Origin of the sequence: Mycobacterium canetti CIPT 140010059 (assembly GCF_000253375.1) — a bacterium.
Taxonomy (GTDB): domain Bacteria; phylum Actinomycetota; class Actinomycetes; order Mycobacteriales; family Mycobacteriaceae; genus Mycobacterium; species Mycobacterium tuberculosis.
Window position 1 is genome coordinate 2,478,943 of the sequence record NC_015848.1, and the last position, 19,068, is coordinate 2,498,010.

The following is a 19,068-nucleotide window of genomic DNA, read 5'->3' on the forward strand; positions in this document are numbered from 1 at the left end:
ATAACAATCTGGAAACAGGATGTCGCACTTTCCTTAAAAGAGCTTCCGCCAACCCGATCGTCAGCGCGCACATGTTGCGCAAAAGTTGTTGGAGCCGAAACGAACCGGCGCGCGCCGTTACCGGCGCCGCCGCCCTAGGTGGCCTGCAAGACCAAAGGAGGCCCGGGATCGGGTGACAGCGGGACGTTTTCGCGCTGCATCAGCCAGCCCGCGATGTTGTGGAACAGCGGGGCGGCCGAGTGCCCAGGCGCGCCGTCGGAGTTGCGCGCCGGGTTGTCCAACATGATGCCGATCACGTAGCGGGGATTGTCGGCAGTGGCGATTCCGGCGAAGGTGATCCAATACACGTCGTCGAAGTAGCAGCCGCAGCCAGGGTTGATCTGCTGCGCGGTACCGGTCTTGCCGGCCATCTGATAGCCGGGCACCCCGGCCGTCGGCCCGGTACCCTGCTGGTAGCCCATCGGATCGCGTTGCACCACGGCACGCAGCATCTGGCGCACGGTCTGGGCGGTCTGCGCCGACACCACGCGAATGCCGTCGGGGCGCGGTTCTTCGGTCCGGCTGCCGTCGGGTGCGACGGTGGCCTTGATAATGCGTGGGGGTACCCGCACTCCATCGTTGGCGATGGCCTGGTACATGCCGGTCATCTGCAGCAAAGTCATCGAAAGACCTTGGCCAATAGGAAGATTAGCGAACGTACTGCCCGACCACTGGTCGATTGGCGGCACCAGTCCGGCGCTCTCACCGGGCAGGCCCACGCCGGTGCGCTGTCCCAACCCGAACTTGCGGAGCATATCGTAATAGCGTTCCGGTCCGACACGTTGGGAAAGCATCAGCGTGCCGACGTTGGAGGACTTTCCGAACACCCCCGTGGTGGTATAGGGCATCACGCCGTGCTCCCAAGCGTCATGCACGGTAACACCGCCCATCTGGATCGAGCCAGGCACCTGTAGCACCTCGTCGGGGCTGCTCAACCCGTGCTCGATGACCGCGGACGCGGCGACGATCTTGTTCACCGAGCCCGGCTCGAAGGGCGACGACACCGCCGGGTTGCCCAACTGCTTGTCGCCCTGGCGCCCGATGTCTTGCGACGGGTCGAAGGTGTTGTCGTTGGCCATCGCGAGCACCTCGCCGGTCTTGGCGTCCAGGACGACGGCCGAGACGTTGTGAGCCCCCGATAGGTTCTTGGCCTGCTGCACCTGCTGCTGCACGTAGAACTGGATGTCGTTGTCGAGGGTGAGCACGACGGTGGAACCGTGGACCGCCTTGTGCCGATTCCGGTAGCTGCCGGGGATGACGACGCCGTCTGACCCACGGTCGTAGGTGACCGATCCGTCGGTTCCGGCCAGCACCGCATCCAGGGAGTCCTCCAGACCCAGCAGCCCATGACCATCCCAGTCGATGCCACCGACGACGTTTGCCGCCAGCGACCCACCCGGGTACTGACGCAGATCCTGTCTTTCCGCACCGACCTCGGGATACTTCGCGCAGATCGCGCTGGCGACAGCCGGGTCGACCGCACGCGCCAAGTAGACGAAGGTCTCGTCGCTTTGCAGCTTCTTCAGCACGGCCGCGGCATCTGGCTTGTTGTTCAGCTTGCCGGCGACCTCCTGGGCGATATCGCGCAGGCGCTGCTGCGGGTCGGGTGCAGCCGACGTCTTCTTCCTGGCCTCTTCCAATTGCCGCCGAATCCGCTTCGGCTGGAACGTCAGGGCACGCGCCTCGATGGTGAACGCGAGCCGGTCATTGTTGCGGTCGACGATGCTGCCGCGAGCCGCTGGCTGGACGTCGGTGACCTTGAGTTGGCCGGCCGCCTGCGCACGCAGGCCCGCGGCATGTGATACCTGCAGAAAGAACAATTGTGTTGCCGCGACCAACATCAACACCAAGATGACCGCGTTTCCGGTCCGATGCCGAAAGACGAACGACGCACCGCGCGTCCCGACGTCCACCACCTGCCGGGTGCGCCGCGCACGAGTCGAGCGACCCGCGGGTGCGACGTCTGACCGTGTCGCAGGGCGGGATTTCGTGGCTTCCTGGGCTTGCCGGGCTTTCTGCGTTTTGCCGGGCCGTTTGCGTTGCCCAACCTCCTGGGCTCCCGGTGGCCGGCGCAAACCGCGCGCCGGTCGCGTCGACTGCGACTGACTGGCCCGCCTGGGGGCGGCGCGGCTCACCTGGGAGCCCCCGGCGCCGTTGGCACCGGCGCCGTGACGGGACCGAACTGTTCGCCGTTGGCCGGCACTGGAGCGGGTGGTGCCACCATGGGTTGCGACCCACCCGACAGCCCGGGCGTCGCAGCCACCGGTGCTGGTCCAGGGAGCCCGGCCGGGGGCGCCGCACCCACCTGGAGCGGCACCGGATTTTCCGCTGGTGCCGGGGATGGCACTGCGCCGAGCGGAGGAGCCGGCATCGGACCCGGCGCCCCAGGTATCGGCACCGGACCGGGCAGCTGCGGGCCGGCCTGGGTGGGCAGGTGGGTTGCGCCGCCCAGCGTCGCTGTGCCGTCTGGGGTACGCACCAGCACCTCCGGGCCAGACCGGGCGGGCGGAGCGGGATCATCGGGGCCTGGTGTCACCCGGACCGGCACCTCGAGGGGCACCGCCGCGGGTTTCGGGGGCGGCGGCGGATCTTCGGGCAACTTCGTGTTCAGCGGCGGCGGTGGAACTCCGTCAGCCGGCTTGGGTGTACCGACCACCACCCAATTGCCGTCCGGATCCTGAACCAGGTGGGCGGTATCCCTCGTCGGGATCATGCCCTGGCGACGAGCCGCCTCGGCCAGCGCCGGCGCCGACGCAGCCTCGCGTACGTCGCGTTCCAGCGCTTCCTTGTGCTGCTGCAGCATCCGGGTCCGCTCCCGGGCGTTGCTCAGCTGGTAGGACCTCTCGGCGGCATCGGTGGACAACCACAGTGTGAGGCCCAGTCCGACGCCGAGCGAACCGATAACCAGCACCACAAACGGAACCTTGTTTGCCAACGTGCGCGGCCGCAGGTCGATCGACGTGAGCCGGGCGGCGAGACGCTCCATCGGCGTAGGACGGACCAGCTTGGGCGCCTTGGCTTTTCGGGCCTTGGCCCGCGCCTTGGCCTGGCTGGTGTTCTTTGCGGGGGCCGGCCGGTCGAACGGGCTGAGCATCGGGCTGGTTTGCGGTCCAGGGCGCGACACCCGGGCCTGCCGGCCGGGTGCCGAGGTCTTGCCGGCACGGCTCCGGATGCGGCGCGACGGCGCCGAGTTCGTAGTCGTTCGCCTCGTCGCCGCGGCAGGACTGTCGGCTCTCCTGCGACGATCGCTGCTGCGGCTTTTCGGTGCCTCACGCTTGGCCCTCATGAATCACCCTTCTCGGTTGCCCATTGCTGCGATTGCGCCCGGTGCTCGACTCGTTGCAGGGCCCGCAACCGCACTGGAGTACTGCGGGGATTGCGTTCGATCTCAGCCACACTCGCTCGTTCGGCGCCGTGCGTTAACGAACGGAATCGCGGCTCATGGCCGGGAAGTTCGACCGGAAGTCCCGCAGGGGTGGCCGACGCGACTGCCTCGGCGAACACCCGTTTGACGATCCTGTCCTCTAGCGACTGGTAGGCCAGCACCGCGATGCGCCCACCGATAGCGAGGGCATCCAGCGCGGCAGGAACGGCCTTGCGCAGCGATTCCAGCTCATCGTTGACCGCGATGCGCAACGCCTGGAATGTTCGCTTGGCTGGATGCCCGCCGACACGCCGGGCCGGAGCTGGAATCGCCTGGTACAGCAGGGCAACCAGTTCGGCGGTCGAGGTGAACGGGGTTTTTGCGCGTCGGCGGACGATACCGGCAGCGATGCGCCGAGCAAACCGCTCCTCTCCGTAGCGACGCAGGATGTCGGCTAGTGCCGCCTCGTCGTAAGTATTGACAATGTCAGCTGCGGTCAACGGCGTCGTCGGGTCCATCCGCATGTCCAACGGCGCGTCCGTGGCGTAGGCGAAGCCCCGCTCGGCGCGGTCGAGCTGCATGGATGAGACGCCGAGATCGAACAGGATTCCGTCGACTGATCCCACTGCGGCATAACCGGATTCAGCCAGCGCTGCGCCCAGACAGTCATAGCGGGTGTGCACCAGGGTAAGTCGGTCAGCGAATCGCACCAGCCGAGACCGCGCGACGTCCAGAGCGGTTGGGTCACGGTCGAGCCCGATCAGTCGCAGACCCGGCAATCCCTCCAAAAACCGCTCCGCATGCCCGCCCGCGCCGATGGTCGCGTCGAGAAGGACCGCCTGCGAGCCGTCTGGATAGTAGCGGGTCAGTGCGGGGGTAAGCAGTTCGAAGCAACGTTGCGCCAATACCGGCACATGACCGAAACCGGTTGGCCCCGAACCTGGATCAGCCACCGTGATACCTCCCCAGGTCTGGCAAGCCGTACTTCGGGACGCGGCTATTCCAGGCGCCGCCCCTGCACCGAGGTCCCTGTCCGAAGACACGAACCTGGCGTTGGGGAAGTACGCCAGGGTCGCTTCGGGCAGAGACCACGGTGCACGGGTTTGCACCTCAGAAGATGTCACCGAGTGCTTCATCGCTGGCCGCGGAGAAGTTCTCTTCATGGATTTGTTGGTAGTTCTGCCAGGCTTGCGCATCCCAGATCTCGAGATAGTCGACCGCGCCGATCACCACACAGTCCTTGGAAAGGCTTGCGTAGCGGCGGTGGTCGGCCGACAAGGTGATCCGGCCTTGACTGTCGGGATGCTGTTCGTCGGTACCGGCGGCGAGATTACGTAGGAACGCTCTCGCCTCGGGGTTGCTTCGTGGCGCCTTGCTGGCCCGGCGCGCCAGCTGCTCGAACTCCGCCCGCGGGTAAACGGCCAGGCTGTGATCTTGGCTCTTGGTGACCATCAACCCCCCTGCCAACGCGTCGCGAAACTTGGCCGGCAGCGTCAGCCGCCCCTTGTCGTCGAGTTTGGGCGTGTAGGTGCCGAGAAACATGGGGCACCTCCCTGCCAAATCCATCTCACCCAAACACATCAGCCACCATACCCCACAATCCCCCACTTTGCCCCATAACTGGGGTATCAAAGCGGCGTTTTGCCGTCTCTGTACCACTGAAGCGCGCGGCTAGCCCGGCTACGACCTCAGAAAACCGCATGTCGCCGGGCAAATGGGTGGCAAGTGGGGCCAAGTGGGGCACAACTGGAGCTCAAACCGGACTCAATATCGCCGACAGCCGGTGACGACCCGGCTGGGGCTTCCCGAGACTGCGATTCCCAAACGATGACGCCCAAACAAAAAGCGGGACCGCCGATGGCTGCCCCGCTGCCGCTGGTTGCGTTCGGCTTACTCGTCGAAGCGGCGCCGGAACCGATCTTCCATACGGCTGGTGAATGAGCCCCCGGCCCCCTTCGTACGACGCTGGCGCGAAGCCCCAGCAGCCGATCCGCCACGATCCATCCTGCCGGACAACCGAGGACCGGTGATGGCATACACCACACCACCGAACATCACGACAAAACCCAAAACGCTGAGTATCGGGAAACTTCCGATCATGGTCTCTTTGAACGCCACGCCGGAAACCAACATCCCCAGACCGATGATGAATAACGCCGCGCCCTGCAGGCGCCGCCGCGCGGTCGGTGCGCGGAAGCCCCCGCCACGGACACTCGATGCGAACTTGGGATCTTCGGCGTAGAGAGCGCTCTCGATCTGGTCAAGCATCCGCTGCTCATGATCGGAGAGTGGCATGCGTCCCTCCTTGCCGACAGACTGTCACGTAATACCGATAACACGCGGATGCCCATTGCGCGGGCAACTAACTCAGATGATACGAGGTCAATCTGCGCCGTACCACTGGTTCGCGGGCGATTCTATCCCGGCGGCGCCGCAGCGACGAGCTGAGCGGAAACGGCCATACGCTACAAGCCCCGTCCAGCGCGGGCGGCCTCATCGGCTTGTCCGATACTGGTGCGCAAGCACGCACCGGTTCATCACATGAGGAGGACACCGCGCGTTGGCGATATTCCTCATCGATCTGCCGCCCAGCGATATGGAGCGCCGCCTCGGTGATGCCCTGACGGTGTATGTCGACGCGATGCGCTACCCCAGGGGCACCGAGACTCTGCGCGCCCCAATGTGGCTGGAGCACATCCGGCGGCGCGGCTGGCAGGCGGTCGCGGCCGTCGAGGTAACGGCAGCCGAACAGGCCGAGGCCGCCGACACCACGGCGCTGCCGTCGGCCGCCGAACTGAGCAACGCGCCAATGCTCGGAGTGGCGTACGGCTATCCCGGGGCGCCCGGTCAGTGGTGGCAACAGCAGGTGGTACTGGGCTTGCAACGCAGCGGCTTTCCGCGCCTAGCGATCGCCCGACTGATGACCAGCTACTTCGAGTTGACTGAATTGCACATCCTTCCCCGCGCTCAAGGCCGTGGCCTCGGGGAGGCGTTGGCCCGCCGACTGCTAGCCGGTCGCGACGAGGACAACGTCCTGCTCTCCACACCGGAGACCAACGGTGAGGACAATCGGGCGTGGCGGTTGTACCGCCGGTTGGGCTTCACCGACATCATCCGCGGCTACCACTTCGCCGGTGACCCCCGAGCATTCGCCATCCTGGGTCGCACGCTACCGCTCTAACCCGCGCCCGACAGCTTGCCGACGCGGCATGCCCGGTCTGGCACGATGACCTGGTGCGCGCTAGCTATGCCCCACCGTCATCCCAAGGATCGCGAGTGGCAAGGACCCGACGGCGCGGCATGCTGGCCATCGCGATGTTGCTGATGCTGGTGCCTCTGGCTACCGGATGCCTGCGGGTCCGAGCCTCGATCACCATCTCGCCGGATGACCTGGTGTCCGGGGAGATCATCGCCGCGGCCAAGCCGAAAAACAGCAAAGACACCGGCCCTGCGCTCGATGGCGATGTGCCGTTCAGCCAGAAGGTTGCGGTCTCGAACTACGACAGCGACGGCTATGTGGGGTCGCAAGCAGTGTTTTCCGATTTGACCTTTGCCGAGCTGCCCCAGTTGGCCAATATGAACTCCGACGCCGCCGGAGTGAACCTGTCACTGCGCCGAAACGGCAACATCGTGATCCTGGAAGGCCGAGCGGATCTGACATCGGTATCCGATCCCGACGCCGACGTCGAGTTGACCGTCGCCTTCCCCGCAGCAGTGACTTCCACCAACGGCGACCGCATCGAGCCCGAGGTAGTGCAGTGGAAGCTCAAGCCGGGCGTGGTGAGCACGATGAGCGCACAGGCTCGTTATACCGATCCCAACACCCGGTCGTTCACCGGAGCCGGCATCTGGCTGGGCATCGCCGCGTTTGCGGCCGCCGGTGTGGTGGCCGTGCTGGCGTGGATCGACCGGGACCGCTCCCCACGGTTGACCGCTTCGGGCGACCCGCCAACCAGCTAGTCTGGCTTGCCCGGCTCGGCAGGTGACCAGTAGGCAAGCATTTCCGCGAAGGTCTCGAAAGCCGCGGCCGAAACGCCATACGTCGCCTCGAGATGGATGCTTAGCGGAAAACCCAGATCGGCGACGCCGTCTAGCACACGCTTGTACAAGTCGACCATGAGCCGGCGCCGCCGTGCGGGTTCACTGCCGGCCAACTTCTGCACGAACGCCTGCTCGTCGGCCACCGCGGCGTTTCCCGGGTCCTGGATCAGCCAGTTGATCAGGCCGATGCGGGTCTCGACCTTCGGGACAAAGCCGAACGACAGCAGAATCTCGGGTCGGTGTTCGGTGGTCCTGGCGAACTCGCGCAGGAAGCCCACGATCGCGTCGGAATACAACAGCTGGGTCATGCCGTAGGTTGCGCCCCGACTGCACTTGAAATTGAGCCGGCCCTGCTCGCCGTCTCGGGTGGGGATCACGATCACACCACGGTTGGCCACCAGCTGGCGATACAGCGACAGGGCATCCGTCGGCGCGACTCCGGAGCCCTCGCCGTCCTGCATCGTGCGCGGTACACCGACGAATACGATGCCCTCCATGCCGGCATCGGACAGATCGACCAGCCGCCGGTGCAACGATGGCTCGTCCATGAACGCGGTTACCTGCGTACACAGGCCATGGACTCCCGCCAACTCCGGTTTGATGATCGACCAGAAATCGAGTACATCCAGCTTCGGCTGCATCGGGATGGGCCTATCGTCATCCTCGGCGATCATCCCCGGCATCATTACGTGCCGTATCCGGCCGTCAAGCCCGGATGCAGCCGAGTACTGCACCACCTTGCGAGCATCTTCGATTGCCCGCTCCTTGCCACCCTCGAGGTTCGGTGGCACCAGCTCCAGCGCGATCGTGTTGAGGGTCACACGGCTCCTCTTCGTCAAACGAGTACTTCCCTGGCCGCCAATGGGGCCTCCGGTGGGCCGCGCCGCGTCGCGCAAATCGCCACCTGGGCCGGGCCGGACCAGCCAACCCAAGGGCGCTGAAGACAGCATAAACACGAAATAGTCAGTTAGTCGAAGCAACTTGTGTGGTTTCCGCGAGCCCACCCGCCGAATCATCGATAGCGGCCACTCGCGCCGGCGCGGAATACACTGTCGGGCCATAGGCACGCCAAATGAGAAAGGGGCGCCGCGCTGAGCCTGAATGCACCGGCAGCACCGGCAGCGGTCCAGTTGGCCGGCGCCATCACCGACCAGCTGCGGAGGTATTTGCACGGCCGCCGCCGTGCGGCCGCCCACATGGGCAGTGACTACGACGGCCTGATCGCCGACCTGGAGGATTTCGTTCTCGGCGGGGGCAAGCGCCTACGACCGCTCTTCGCCTATTGGGGCTGGCACGCCGTTGCCAGTCGGGAACCCGATCCTGATGTGCTGCTGCTGTTTTCCGCGCTGGAACTGCTGCACGCCTGGGCGCTGGTCCACGACGACCTGATCGACCGTTCCGCCACCCGCCGGGGCCGCCCGACCGCCCAGCTGCGCTACGCGGCGCTGCACCGCGATCGGGACTGGCGGGGGTCACCGGACCAGTTCGGCATATCGGCGGCCATCCTGCTCGGCGACCTCGCACAGGTCTGGGCTGACGACATCGTCTCCGAGGTCTGCCAGTCCGCCCTGGCACCCGATGCCCAGCGGCGAGTGCATCGGGTGTGGGCCGATATCCGCAACGAGGTGCTGGGCGGGCAATACCTCGACATCGTCGCAGAGGCCAGTGCCGCCGAGTCGATCGAGTCGGCGATGAACGTCGCGACGCTCAAGACCGCCTGCTACACGGTATCGCGACCGCTACAGCTTGGGACGGCCGCCGCGGCCGACAGATCCGACGTAGCGGCCATCTTCGAGCATTTCGGAGCGGACCTCGGCGTAGCGTTCCAGTTGCGCGACGACGTGCTTGGCGTGTTTGGCGACCCAGCCGTGACGGGCAAGCCGTCCGGTGACGACCTAAAGTCGGGCAAGCGTACCGTGCTGGTAGCCGAAGCGGTGGAATTGGCGGACAGGTCAGACCCCTTGGCGGCCAAACTATTACGGACCTCGATTGGCACCCGATTGACTGATGCGCAGGTACGTGAACTGCGCACGGTCATCGAGGCAGTGGGCGCGCGCGCCGCCGCGGAGAGCCGCATCGCCGCGCTCACCCAGCGAGCACTGGCCACCCTGGCGTCCGCACCCATCAACGCAACAGCCAAGGCCGGGCTGTCCGAACTGGCCATGATGGCTGCGAACCGGTCCGCCTAACCGATGACTACTCCGAGCCATGCTCCAGCGGTTGATTTGGCTACAGCGAAAGATGCTGTTGTCCAACACCTTTCGCGACTTTTCGAGTTCACTACCGGTCCGCAGGGCGGACCGGCGCGGCTGGGCTTCGCCGGCGCGGTGCTGATCACCGCAGGCGGGCTGGGAGCCGGCAGCGTCCGCCAACATGACCCGCTGCTGGAGTCGATTCACATGTCCTGGCTGCGCTTCGGCCACGGACTCGTGCTGTCGTCGATTCTGTTGTGGACAGGTGTGGGTGTGATGCTGCTTGCGTGGCTGGGTCTAGGCCGACGGGTCCTCGCCGGCGAAGCCACCGAGTTCACCATGCGGGCAACCACCGTTATCTGGCTGGCGCCGCTACTGCTGTCGGTGCCCGTCTTCAGCCGGGACACTTACTCGTATCTGGCCCAAGGGGCGCTTCTGCGCGACGGTCTGGATCCTTACGCTGTTGGCCCGGTCGGTAATCCCAATGCGCTGCTGGACGACGTAAGCCCGATCTGGACGATCACCACCGCGCCCTACGGTCCTGCGTTCATTCTGGTTGCGAAGTTCGTCACGATAATCGTCGGCAACAATGTCGTCGCCGGAACCATGCTGTTGCGTTTGTGCATGCTGCCCGGGCTGGCGTTGCTGGTCTGGGCCACTCCACGCTTGGCCGGCCATCTCGGCACCCACGGCCCGACCGCGCTGTGGATCTGCGTGCTGAACCCACTGGTCCTCATCCATCTGATGGGCGGGGTGCACAACGAGATGCTGATGGTGGGTCTGATGACCGCCGGTATCGCGTTGACCGTCCAGGGCCGTAATGTCGCGGGGATCATCCTGATCACCGTTGCGATCGCGGTGAAGGCCACCGCCGGAATCGCGTTGCCCTTCTTGGTCTGGGTTTGGCTGCGTCATCTGCGTGAGCGACGGGGGTACCGGCCGGTCCAGGCGTTCCTGGCAGCCGCCGCGATATCGCTGCTGATCTTCGTCGCGGTGTTCGCGGTGCTGTCTGCGGTAGCCGGCGTTGGCCTAGGGTGGCTGACCGCGCTGGCCGGCTCGGTGAAAATCATCAACTGGCTGACGGTGCCCACCGGGGCGGCCAACGTGATCCACGCGCTGGGCAGAGGGCTCTTCACGGTCGACTTCTACACCTTGCTGCGGATCACCCGGCTGATCGGAATCGTGATCATCGCGGTGTCGCTGCCGCTGTTGTGGTGGCGGTACCGGCGCGACGACCGGGCCGCGCTGACCGGGGTCGCATGGTCGATGCTGATCGTGGTGCTGTTCGTACCCGCCGCCCTGCCGTGGTACTACTCCTGGCCGCTGGCGGTCGCTGCCCCGTTGGCCCAGTCACGACGGGCGATCGCGGCCATCGCCGGGCTCTCGACTTGGGTGATGGTGATCTTCAAACCCGACGGATCGCACGGGATGTATTCGTGGCTGCACTTCTGGATCGCCACCGCCTGCGCACTGACTGCGTGGTATGTCCTGTATCGGTCACCGGACCGGCGCGGAGTGCAGGCTGCAACCCCGGTGGTCAATACGCCATAGCCTGGGCCCGGCGCACCACCTCGCGAGCCTGGTGGGCATGCAATGCATCGACGGGACGGGCGTTGCTGACGGCGTCACGCGAGCCGTCGCGGGTGATGGTCAGCGACGGATCGGGGGTAAACAGCCAGCGCATAATCTCGGTGTCGCGATAGCCCCCGTCGTGCAGGATGGTCAACAGCCCCGGCAGGCTCTTGACCACCTGACCGGAGTTGGTGAAGAAGACCTGAGGGATCACCACGCCACCAGCGCGCCGCACGGCCACCAGATGACCTTCCCGCAGCTGCTGGGCCACCTTGCTGACCGGAACGCCGAGCAGCTCGGCGACCCGGGGCAGGTCGTACGTCGGTTCGTCAGGGTCCAAAACGTCATCGCCAGCGGGAATGCTGCCCACCCGCGCAAGTGTAGAGCCTGGTGCGCGGCCAGGCATGCGCGTTAGGCTTCCGTTCTGCATCCAATCGCGGCGGCCACCTACGATGACCCCGTGGTCGAAGCTGGCACGAGGGACCCGTTGGAGAGCGCGCTGCTGGACAGCCGCTATCTGGTCCAGGCCAAGATCGCCAGCGGCGGCACCTCGACGGTCTACCGGGGCCTGGATGTCCGACTCGACCGGCCCGTCGCGCTGAAAGTGATGGATTCTCGCTACGCGGGCGATGAACAGTTTCTGACCCGCTTTCGACTGGAGGCCCGTGCGGTTGCCCGGCTAAATAACCGCGCGCTGGTCGCGGTCTACGACCAGGGCAAAGACGGCAGGCACCCGTTTCTGGTGATGGAGCTCATCGAGGGCGGTACCCTGCGCGAGCTGCTGATAGAACGTGGTCCCATGCCGCCACATGCCGTTGTGGCGGTGCTGCGCCCAGTGCTTGGCGGGCTGGCTGCCGCCCATCGAGCCGGTCTGGTGCATCGCGATGTCAAGCCCGAGAACATCTTGATCTCCGACGACGGCGACGTCAAACTCGCCGATTTCGGGTTGGTCCGCGCGGTCGCCGCCGCTTCAATCACGTCTACCGGCGTCATCCTGGGTACCGCGGCCTACCTGTCCCCTGAGCAGGTCCGTGATGGAAACGCCGATCCTCGAAGCGACGTCTACTCTGTCGGCGTTCTGGTCTACGAGCTGCTAACGGGGCACACACCGTTCACCGGCGACTCGGCCTTGTCGATTGCCTACCAACGGCTTGATGCTGACGTGCCGCGTGCCAGTGCTGTAATCGACGGTGTACCGCCACAATTCGATGAGTTGGTGGCATGTGCAACTGCCCGCAACCCTGCCGACCGATACGCCGATGCGATCGCGATGGGCGCCGATCTGGAGGCGATCGCCGAGGAGCTGGCCCTGCCTGAATTCCGGGTACCGGCGCCGCGCAACTCCGCTCAACACCGGTCGGCCGCGTTGTACCGCAGCCGGATTACCCAGCAAGGGCAGCTGGGTGCCAAACCGGTTCACCACCCTACTCGCCAGCTGACTCGCCAACCCGGCGACTGCTCCGAGCCGGCTTCAGGGTCGGAGCCCGAACACGAGCCGATCACCGGCCAATTCGCCGGCATCGCAATCGAGGAATTCATCTGGGCGCGACAGCACGCCCGTCGAATGGTGCTTGTCTGGGTGTCGGTGGTGCTGGCGATCACCGGGCTAGTGGCGTCCGCGGCATGGACGATCGGGAGCAACCTGAGCGGCCTGCTCTAAGGCAGGCGAGCAGTCGCAAAATCGCCCATTTCGGCACGAAAATGGGGGCTGGTACGTGAATTAAGGTGACCACGGCAAGCGTGACCCGCCGGCGACTGCAGCGAAGCCGGGTCTGTTGGTGACAGTGTGTATGTCGGGGTTTCAGGCGGCAGGTTCGAGGGTGACCCCCAATCCTTGGGCTTCGAGTTTGGCGACGAGGCGACGTCGTTCTTTGTCGGGATCCACGCGGGTGGTGAAGTAGTCGGCGCCGAGATCCTGGTAAGGCCGGCCGGTGGCCAGCACGTGCCAAATGATGACGATCAGCTTGTGGGCGACGGCGATGATCGCCTTCTTGTTGGCAGCGGGACTGCGGAAGCCACCGAACTTGCGGACCTGGCGGCGGTAGTACTCGCGCAGGTGCCATCGGTGCGCACGGCGGCCCACGCGCACTCGACCAGGACCGGCTGCAGGTGCTGGTTGCCTTTGCGGCGGGCACCGTGATGGCGTTTGCCGGCCGATTCGTGGTTGCCCGGGCACAGCCGCACCCACGAGGCCAGATGCTCAGCCGAGGGGAACCAGGCCGCCGGGTCGGCGCCGATTTCAGAGATGACCGTCGCCGAGGCACCCACCCCGATCCCCGGGATCGATGCAATCAGCTCGCGTCGGGCACAAAAGGGATGCATCAGCTGCTCGATCTGCTCGTCGAGAGCACCGATCATCGCATCGAGCTGATCCAGATGAGCCAGGTGCAACCTACACATCAGGGCATGGTGATCATCGAAGCGCCCTTCCAGCGCCCGCTGCAGATCGGGGATCTTCGAGCGCATAAGGTGCGCTTGATCGTCTTGCGCCCGTCAGGACCCTCGCCCGGCACCCACACCGCCACCGCGATGATGTCCTGGCCCACATCAACAAAGGCGCACCGCTCGTACAGAATATGCATCCCACCAGCCCCTTTCCGGCTCAGCGTCGCAACCAACAACGCGCGCTGCGAAGGGAGCCCCCAAACATGAACTAAAGAGACTGGTACTCGCGCTCGTAGCAGCAACCGGGACACACCCGAAAGTGGGGGGCTCCAACGTCAGTCTCTTGCACGGCCACACACAGCCAAGCCCCTACGACGTCGACACCGCAACGCACGCACCGATTCTCATTCACCATGAGCGGGCGCACCAGCGCCCATCATGTTCTTTTACGACTGCTCGCCGAGCTAGTCCCGCAGCATCTCCGCGACCAGGAACGCCAACTCCAGCGACTGCTGGGTGTTCAGCCGCGGATCACATGCCGTCTCATAGCGGCCGGCCAAGTCCGTCTCCGAAATGTCTTGCGCGCCACCAAGACATTCGGTGACGTTCTCGCCGGTAATCTCGACATGGATGCCGCCCGGATGGGTTCCGAGGGCACGATGCACCTCGAAAAAACCCTGCACTTCATCGACAATGCGATCGAAGTGACGGGTCTTGAACCCCGTGGACGACTCGTGGGTGTTGCCGTGCATCGGGTCGCATTGCCAGATCACCTGATGCCCGGTGGCCTGGACCTTCTCCACGATCGGTGGCAACAGATCGCGGACCTTGTGGTTGCCCATCCTGCTCACCAACGTCAGCCGGCCCGGCTTATTGTGCGGGTCGAGCCGCTCGACGTACTCCACGGCCAGTTCCGGGGTCATGTTGGGGCCCAACTTGACCCCGACCGGATTAGCAATCACCTGGGCAAACGCGATGTGCGCGCCATCGATTTGTCGGGTCCGCTCGCCGATCCACACGGTGTGTGCGGACAGGTCAAACAGTTGTGGTTCACCGTCTTCACCGTCGGACAACCTCAACATGGCGCGCTCGTAGTCGAGCACCAAAGCTTCATGGCTGGCATAGATTTCGGCGGTCTGTAGATTGCGGTCGGCCACCCCACAGGCACTCATGAACCGCAGCCCACGATCGATCTCGGTGGCCAGCGCCTCATAGCGCGCGCCGGCCGGCGAGGTCCGGACGAATTCCCGGTTCCAGTCGTGAACCAGATGCAGCGACGCCAGGCCCGACGAAGTCAGCGCACGCACCAAGTTCATCGCCGCACTGGCGTTAGCGTAAGCCCGGACCAGCCGCGACGGGTCGTGCTCGCGCGCCGCGGCGTCCGGGGCGAAGCCGTTGATCATGTCGCCGCGGTAAGACCGCAGACCCAGCGCGTCAATGTCGGCCGACCGAGGCTTCGCGTACTGACCGGCGATGCGGGCCACCTTCACCACTGGCATGCTGGCGCCGTAGGTCAGCACCACGGCCATCTGCAACAAGGCACGGACATTGCCCCGAATATGGGGTTCGGTGTTGTCCATGAATGTCTCAGCGCAGTCGCCGCCCTGCAGCAGGAAAGCCTCACCCTTTGCCACCTGGGCCAGCTGCTCTTGCAGCCGGACGATCTCGGACGGCACCGTCACGGGTGGCACGCTCTCCAACACCGTGCGCATCGCCAACGCCTGGTCGGCCGGCCAGGTGGGTTGCTGGGCCGCCGGCTTGGCCAGCGCGGCGTCCAGTCGGGTTCGCAGGTCAGTCGGCAGCGGCGGAAGCGACGGGAGCTGGTCGATCGGTATGTCGACGGTCCAGTTCATCGGTCCATGGTAACCGGGGATTTCCTGACGGCTGCTCAGGGCGAGGTTCGCTCGGAGGTCCTCGCCGGCGGGATCTGACTGTCCGTCTCCTCAGCGGGCCGCGCCGCGGCCCGCATCGTCTGTGGACGTGATGAGACGAAACCGGCGCAGCTGATCTCGGGCATCGACCAGCGCGTCGTGGACGTCGCGTGGCCGCGGCGGCATCCGGGGGCATCCCCGGTCCTCCCACAACTGCCGCAGCTCCCGGGTGAAACGGGGCACTGTGGGTGGCAAGGCAGTCATCGGGCCCCACAATTGACACAGCGCTACATGGTCGTAGGCCCCCACCCAGGCCCACAACTCGATCGAATCCGTGCCGTCGATGCGGAGGAATTCTTCCAGGTCAAGACGAATCTGCTGGCGCGAGCGCCACAGTTGCGAGGCGGGCGGCGGCAGCTTGGGCAGCACATGGGTGCGCACCCAGCTGCCGGCCCGCTCGGGATCGAATTCCGTGGATACTGCGTAGTATTCGCGGCCGTCTTCTGCGACCACCCCGATCGAGATCAACTCGATGGTGTGCCCATCCTCGATGAATTCGGTGTCGTAGAAGTACCGCACCGCCGCAGCCTAATCCGACCAGACCGAGCCGCTGATCAGAATGGGCGCGGTTCTCTCCGGCGGTGGTGCGGGGCGCACGTCCTGGTCGAGCTGGGCGTCGACCGCGCGCTCGTCGGGCATCCGTGGTGTCCCGGCGATCACGTATTGCAGCCACAGCTTGATCCGCACCACCGGGCGGCGCCATGTCCGTTCCCGCTGTAGCGCACGGCGCATCTTTTCCGGGTGGCGGGTGTAGCGCCACCGGGCCCACGGAGCGTGCGGACGCGACAGCCGGACTGCGCCGACGACCAACAGCACGACAACGAACATGCCAAGCAACCCGGTCCAAACCTTGCCCTTGAGCAGCACCACCACCGCCAACGGCAACGTCAAGACCAATCCTGCGATCAGGGTGGTTTGCAGCACCACCCAGTTGGCGCCTTGCCGAACCGGCAGGAAGAAGATCAGCGGGTGTAGGCCCATGATCAACAGCCCCGCGACGGCCACTGCGGCAAAGACGGCGTCTACCGACGTGCGTCCGTCTTCCTCCCAGTAGACATCGGACAGATGCAGGATCAGTGCGTACTCGTCGAGCACCAAGGCGGCCCCGACTCCGAAAATGCTCGCCGCTATGGTGAATTCGGGTTCTCGACCGTCGACTGACAAGGTGACCAGCGTCAGCCCGGAGATCATCACCAGCACCACCCCAAACGCGACGTGGTGGATGTGCACCGACCCGATGTGGACATTTCGCGGCTGCCACCACCTGGCCGGCCGACCGTCCGCGGCGCGACGGTGGATAAACCGTACAAAACTACGCGTGACGAGGAAGGTCAGGACAAAGGCGACCAAGCAGCACAACAACGGCAGCCGGCCACGGTCGACGATGTCGTGCTGCAGCCAGTGGAACACCTCCAAAAAGCTACGCCCACCTTGACTGCATATGCAGGCGCCGTACAGCGCCACCATGCGCGCCTACGCGAAACTACTAGGCTGTTCTGCGACATGAGTGCATGGCGGGCGCCCGAGGTGGGCAGTCGACTCGGGCGGAGGGTGTTGTGGTGCCTGCTGTGGCTGCTGGCCGGCGTGGCGTTGGGCTACGTGGCCTGGCGGTTGTTCGGCCACACGCCGTATCGCATCGATATCGACATCTATCAGATGGGCGCTCGAGCTTGGCTGGACGGGCGTCCGCTGTATGGCGGTGGTGTGTTGTTCCACACACCCATCGGGCTGAACCTCCCGTTCACCTATCCTCCACTGGCGGCCGTCCTGTTCAGCCCATTCGCCTGGTTGCAGATGCCGGCTGCCAGCGTCGCGATCACGGTGCTAACCCTGGTGCTGCTGATCGCGTCGACGGCGATCGTGCTGACTGGCCTCGACGCATGGCCAACCTCCCGACTGGTACCCGCGCCGGCTCGGTTACGCCGGTTGTGGTTGGCCGTGCTCATCGTGGCTCCGGCAACGATTTGGCTGGAGCCGATCAGCTCGAACTTCGCTTTCGGTCAGATCAATGTGGTGCTGATGACCCTGGTGATCGTCGACTGCTTCCCACGCCGAACGCCATGGCCACGCGGGCTGATGTTGGGGCTGGGGATAGCCCTCAAACTCACCCCCGCGGTGTTTCTCCTCTACTTCCTGCTACGTCGGGACGGTCGGGCCGCGCTGACGGCGCTGGCGTCGTTCGCGGTCGCCACGCTGCTCGGTTTCGTCCTGGCGTGGCGCGACTCCTGGGAGTACTGGACGCATACCCTTCACCACACGGACCGGATCGGCGCTGCCGCCTTGAACACAGACCAGAACATCGCGGGCGCACTCGCGCGGTTGACGATTGGCGATGACGAACGCTTCGCACTGTGGGTGGCCGGATCCCTGCTCGTGTTGGCAGCGACCATATGGGCGATGCGGCGAGTGTTGCGGGCCGGCGAGCCGACCCTGGCTGTGATCTGCGTCGCCCTGTTCGGGTTGGTAGTTTCGCCGGTCTCGTGGTCACACCATTGGGTGTGGATGCTGCCGGCCGTGCTGGTGATTGGGCTACTGGGTTGGCGTCGCCGCAACGTCGCGTTGGCCATGCTCAGCCTGGCCGGGGTGGTGCTGATGAGGTGGACACCGATCGACCTGCTTCCCCAACACCGGGAGACGACTGCGGTCTGGTGGCGTCAACTCGCGGGGATGTCCTACGTGTGGTGGGCGCTGGCGGTCATCGTCGTTGCCGGACTCACCGTTACCGCCAGGATGACGCCGCAGCGCTCGCTTACGCGCGGACTGACCCCGGCGCCGACGGCCAGCTGACTAGCCAGCGGCTGTCTCGGGGATTCGTGCGGCGTCCGTTGAATTGGGATTTGCACCGGCACCGCCCGCGTTGCGGCCGTCTTTGACACTGGCGGCATAGATGTCGACGTACTCCTGACCCGAGAGCCCCATCAGCTCATAGATCACTTCGTCGGTAACGGCCCGCTCGATGAAATGGTTACCGGCCAACCCCTCGAACCGGGAGAAGTCCATCGGCTTGCCAAACCGAACGGTGACCCTGCCGAACCTCAGCATCTTCCTGCCCGGCGGGTTGACGACGTTGGTACCGATCATCGCCACCGGAATCACCGGAACCCCGGTGTGCAATGCCAACCGGGCTAGGCCGGTCTTGCCTTTGTAGAGCCGACCGTCCGGCGAGCGAGTGCCTTCTGGATACATGCCCAGCAGCTTGCCCTGACCCAGCAACACCACTGCCGTCTGCAGTGCGCCCTGCGCGGAGTCGGCATTGGTGCGGTCGATGGGAACCTGGCCGGAGACGCTGTAGAACCAGCGGTTGATCCAGCCTTTCAGTCCGGTGCCGGTGAAGTATTCCGATTTCGCCAGGAACCAGATACGACGGCGAACTACCAACGGAAGGTAGAAGCTATCCGCCACCGCAAGATGGTTACTGGCGAGGATGGCCGGACCCGAACTCGGGATGTATTCCAGTCCTTCAACTTTCGGGCGACCAAGCAACGTAAAGAGCGGACCCATGAAAATGTACTTGAACAGGTAGTACCACATGGCCCTCCCTCTC

At 65.2% G+C, this 19,068-nt stretch carries 18 protein-coding genes and 1 pseudogene; 6 read left to right on the plus strand and 13 right to left on the minus strand.

The features are described from left to right. Positions 1–134: 134 nt before the first annotated feature. The 5 genes from pbpB to MCAN_RS11475 all read right to left on the minus strand — a co-directional run bounded on the left by pbpB (position 135) and on the right by MCAN_RS11475 (position 5,698). Positions 135–2,174, minus strand: a complete 2,040-nt coding sequence (pbpB, locus tag MCAN_RS11455; protein WP_014001164.1) for a D,D-transpeptidase PbpB — start codon at positions 2,172–2,174, stop codon at positions 135–137. Continuing rightward, complete coding sequence (locus tag MCAN_RS11460) at positions 2,171–3,325, minus strand: hypothetical protein (protein WP_003899197.1); 1,155 nt, start codon at positions 3,323–3,325, stop codon at positions 2,171–2,173. The genes pbpB and MCAN_RS11460 overlap by 4 nt, the downstream gene beginning before the upstream one ends. Then, the gene (gene rsmH / locus MCAN_RS11465) at positions 3,322–4,512 is read right to left on the minus strand and encodes a 16S rRNA (cytosine(1402)-N(4))-methyltransferase RsmH (protein WP_014001165.1); all 1,191 of its coding nucleotides are present in this window, start codon (positions 4,510–4,512) and stop codon (positions 3,322–3,324) included. Before rsmH ends, MCAN_RS11460 begins: the two co-directional genes overlap by 4 nt. A gap of 1 nt (position 4,513) precedes the next feature. After that, positions 4,514–4,945: a division/cell wall cluster transcriptional repressor MraZ gene (gene mraZ, locus MCAN_RS11470; protein ID WP_014001166.1), complete on the minus strand. Its 432-nt coding sequence runs from the start codon at positions 4,943–4,945 to the stop codon at positions 4,514–4,516. Between the two features lie 348 nt (positions 4,946–5,293). Continuing rightward, the gene (locus MCAN_RS11475) at positions 5,294–5,698 is read right to left on the minus strand and encodes a DUF3040 domain-containing protein (protein WP_014001167.1); all 405 of its coding nucleotides are present in this window, start codon (positions 5,696–5,698) and stop codon (positions 5,294–5,296) included. A 265-nt stretch (positions 5,699–5,963) separates the two neighbouring features. Here MCAN_RS11475 and MCAN_RS11480 point away from each other — a divergent pair, with 265 nt between their 5' ends. Both MCAN_RS11480 and lppM read left to right on the plus strand, forming a co-directional pair. Next, complete coding sequence (locus tag MCAN_RS11480; protein ID WP_003411235.1) at positions 5,964–6,584, plus strand: GNAT family N-acetyltransferase; 621 nt, start codon at positions 5,964–5,966, stop codon at positions 6,582–6,584. A 95-nt stretch (positions 6,585–6,679) separates the two neighbouring features. Then, a complete protein-coding gene (lppM, locus tag MCAN_RS11485; protein ID WP_003411238.1) occupies positions 6,680–7,363 on the plus strand; it encodes a lipoprotein LppM in 684 nt (227 codons plus the stop codon). Here the strand turns inward: lppM and MCAN_RS11490 are convergent. Further along, positions 7,360–8,265: a mycobacterial-type methylenetetrahydrofolate reductase gene (locus tag MCAN_RS11490; protein ID WP_003411241.1), complete on the minus strand. Its 906-nt coding sequence runs from the start codon at positions 8,263–8,265 to the stop codon at positions 7,360–7,362. The genes lppM and MCAN_RS11490 overlap by 4 nt on opposite strands. A 309-nt stretch (positions 8,266–8,574) precedes the next feature. Here MCAN_RS11490 and idsA2 point away from each other — a divergent pair, with 309 nt between their 5' ends. Both idsA2 and MCAN_RS11500 read left to right on the plus strand, forming a co-directional pair. After that, on the plus strand, positions 8,575–9,633 hold the full coding sequence (idsA2, locus tag MCAN_RS11495) for a bifunctional (2E,6E)-farnesyl/geranyl diphosphate synthase (protein WP_014001168.1): 1,059 nt from the start codon (positions 8,575–8,577) through the stop codon (positions 9,631–9,633). A gap of 3 nt (positions 9,634–9,636) precedes the next feature. Then, a complete protein-coding gene (locus MCAN_RS11500) occupies positions 9,637–11,187 on the plus strand; it encodes an alpha-(1->6)-mannopyranosyltransferase A (RefSeq protein ID WP_014001169.1) in 1,551 nt (516 codons plus the stop codon). Here the strand turns inward: MCAN_RS11500 and MCAN_RS11505 are convergent. Beyond that, on the minus strand, positions 11,174–11,578 hold the full coding sequence (locus MCAN_RS11505; protein ID WP_003911781.1) for an Rv2175c family DNA-binding protein: 405 nt from the start codon (positions 11,576–11,578) through the stop codon (positions 11,174–11,176). The two genes, MCAN_RS11500 and MCAN_RS11505, sit on opposite strands and share 14 nt — an antisense overlap. A gap of 90 nt (positions 11,579–11,668) precedes the next feature. On the opposite strand from MCAN_RS11505, the gene MCAN_RS11510 reads away from it, so the two are divergent. Then, complete coding sequence (locus tag MCAN_RS11510) at positions 11,669–12,868, plus strand: protein kinase domain-containing protein (protein ID WP_003899202.1); 1,200 nt, start codon at positions 11,669–11,671, stop codon at positions 12,866–12,868. A gap of 141 nt (positions 12,869–13,009) precedes the next feature. Here the strand turns inward: MCAN_RS11510 and MCAN_RS23600 are convergent, their stop codons facing one another. From MCAN_RS23600 to MCAN_RS11530, 5 genes and pseudogenes are all read right to left on the minus strand, one after another. Further along, entirely contained in the window at positions 13,010–13,291 is a 282-nt protein-coding gene (locus MCAN_RS23600) for a hypothetical protein (protein WP_230870641.1), read from the minus strand. Between the two features lie 32 nt (positions 13,292–13,323). Continuing rightward, positions 13,324–13,674, minus strand: a pseudogene (locus MCAN_RS24150) (transposase); the annotation flags it as partial. Positions 13,675–14,057: 383 nt separating this feature from the next. After that, positions 14,058–15,446 (minus strand): class II 3-deoxy-7-phosphoheptulonate synthase, encoded by a 1,389-nt coding sequence (locus tag MCAN_RS11520; RefSeq protein WP_003411323.1) that lies wholly within the window; start codon positions 15,444–15,446, stop codon positions 14,058–14,060. A gap of 90 nt (positions 15,447–15,536) precedes the next feature. After that, the gene (locus MCAN_RS11525) at positions 15,537–16,043 is read right to left on the minus strand and encodes a polyadenylate-specific 3'-exoribonuclease AS (RefSeq protein WP_003411331.1); all 507 of its coding nucleotides are present in this window, start codon (positions 16,041–16,043) and stop codon (positions 15,537–15,539) included. A gap of 9 nt (positions 16,044–16,052) precedes the next feature. Beyond that, entirely contained in the window at positions 16,053–16,940 is an 888-nt protein-coding gene (locus MCAN_RS11530) for an integral membrane protein (protein WP_003411335.1), read from the minus strand. Between the two features lie 87 nt (positions 16,941–17,027). Here MCAN_RS11530 and MCAN_RS11535 point away from each other — a divergent pair, with 87 nt between their 5' ends. Next, entirely contained in the window at positions 17,028–18,311 is a 1,284-nt protein-coding gene (locus tag MCAN_RS11535; protein WP_003411339.1) for an alpha-(1-2)-phosphatidylinositol mannoside mannosyltransferase, read from the plus strand. Here the strand turns inward: MCAN_RS11535 and MCAN_RS11540 are convergent, their stop codons facing one another. Further along, on the minus strand, positions 18,312–19,055 hold the full coding sequence (locus tag MCAN_RS11540; protein ID WP_003411341.1) for a lysophospholipid acyltransferase family protein: 744 nt from the start codon (positions 19,053–19,055) through the stop codon (positions 18,312–18,314). Positions 19,056–19,068 lie beyond the last annotated feature (13 nt).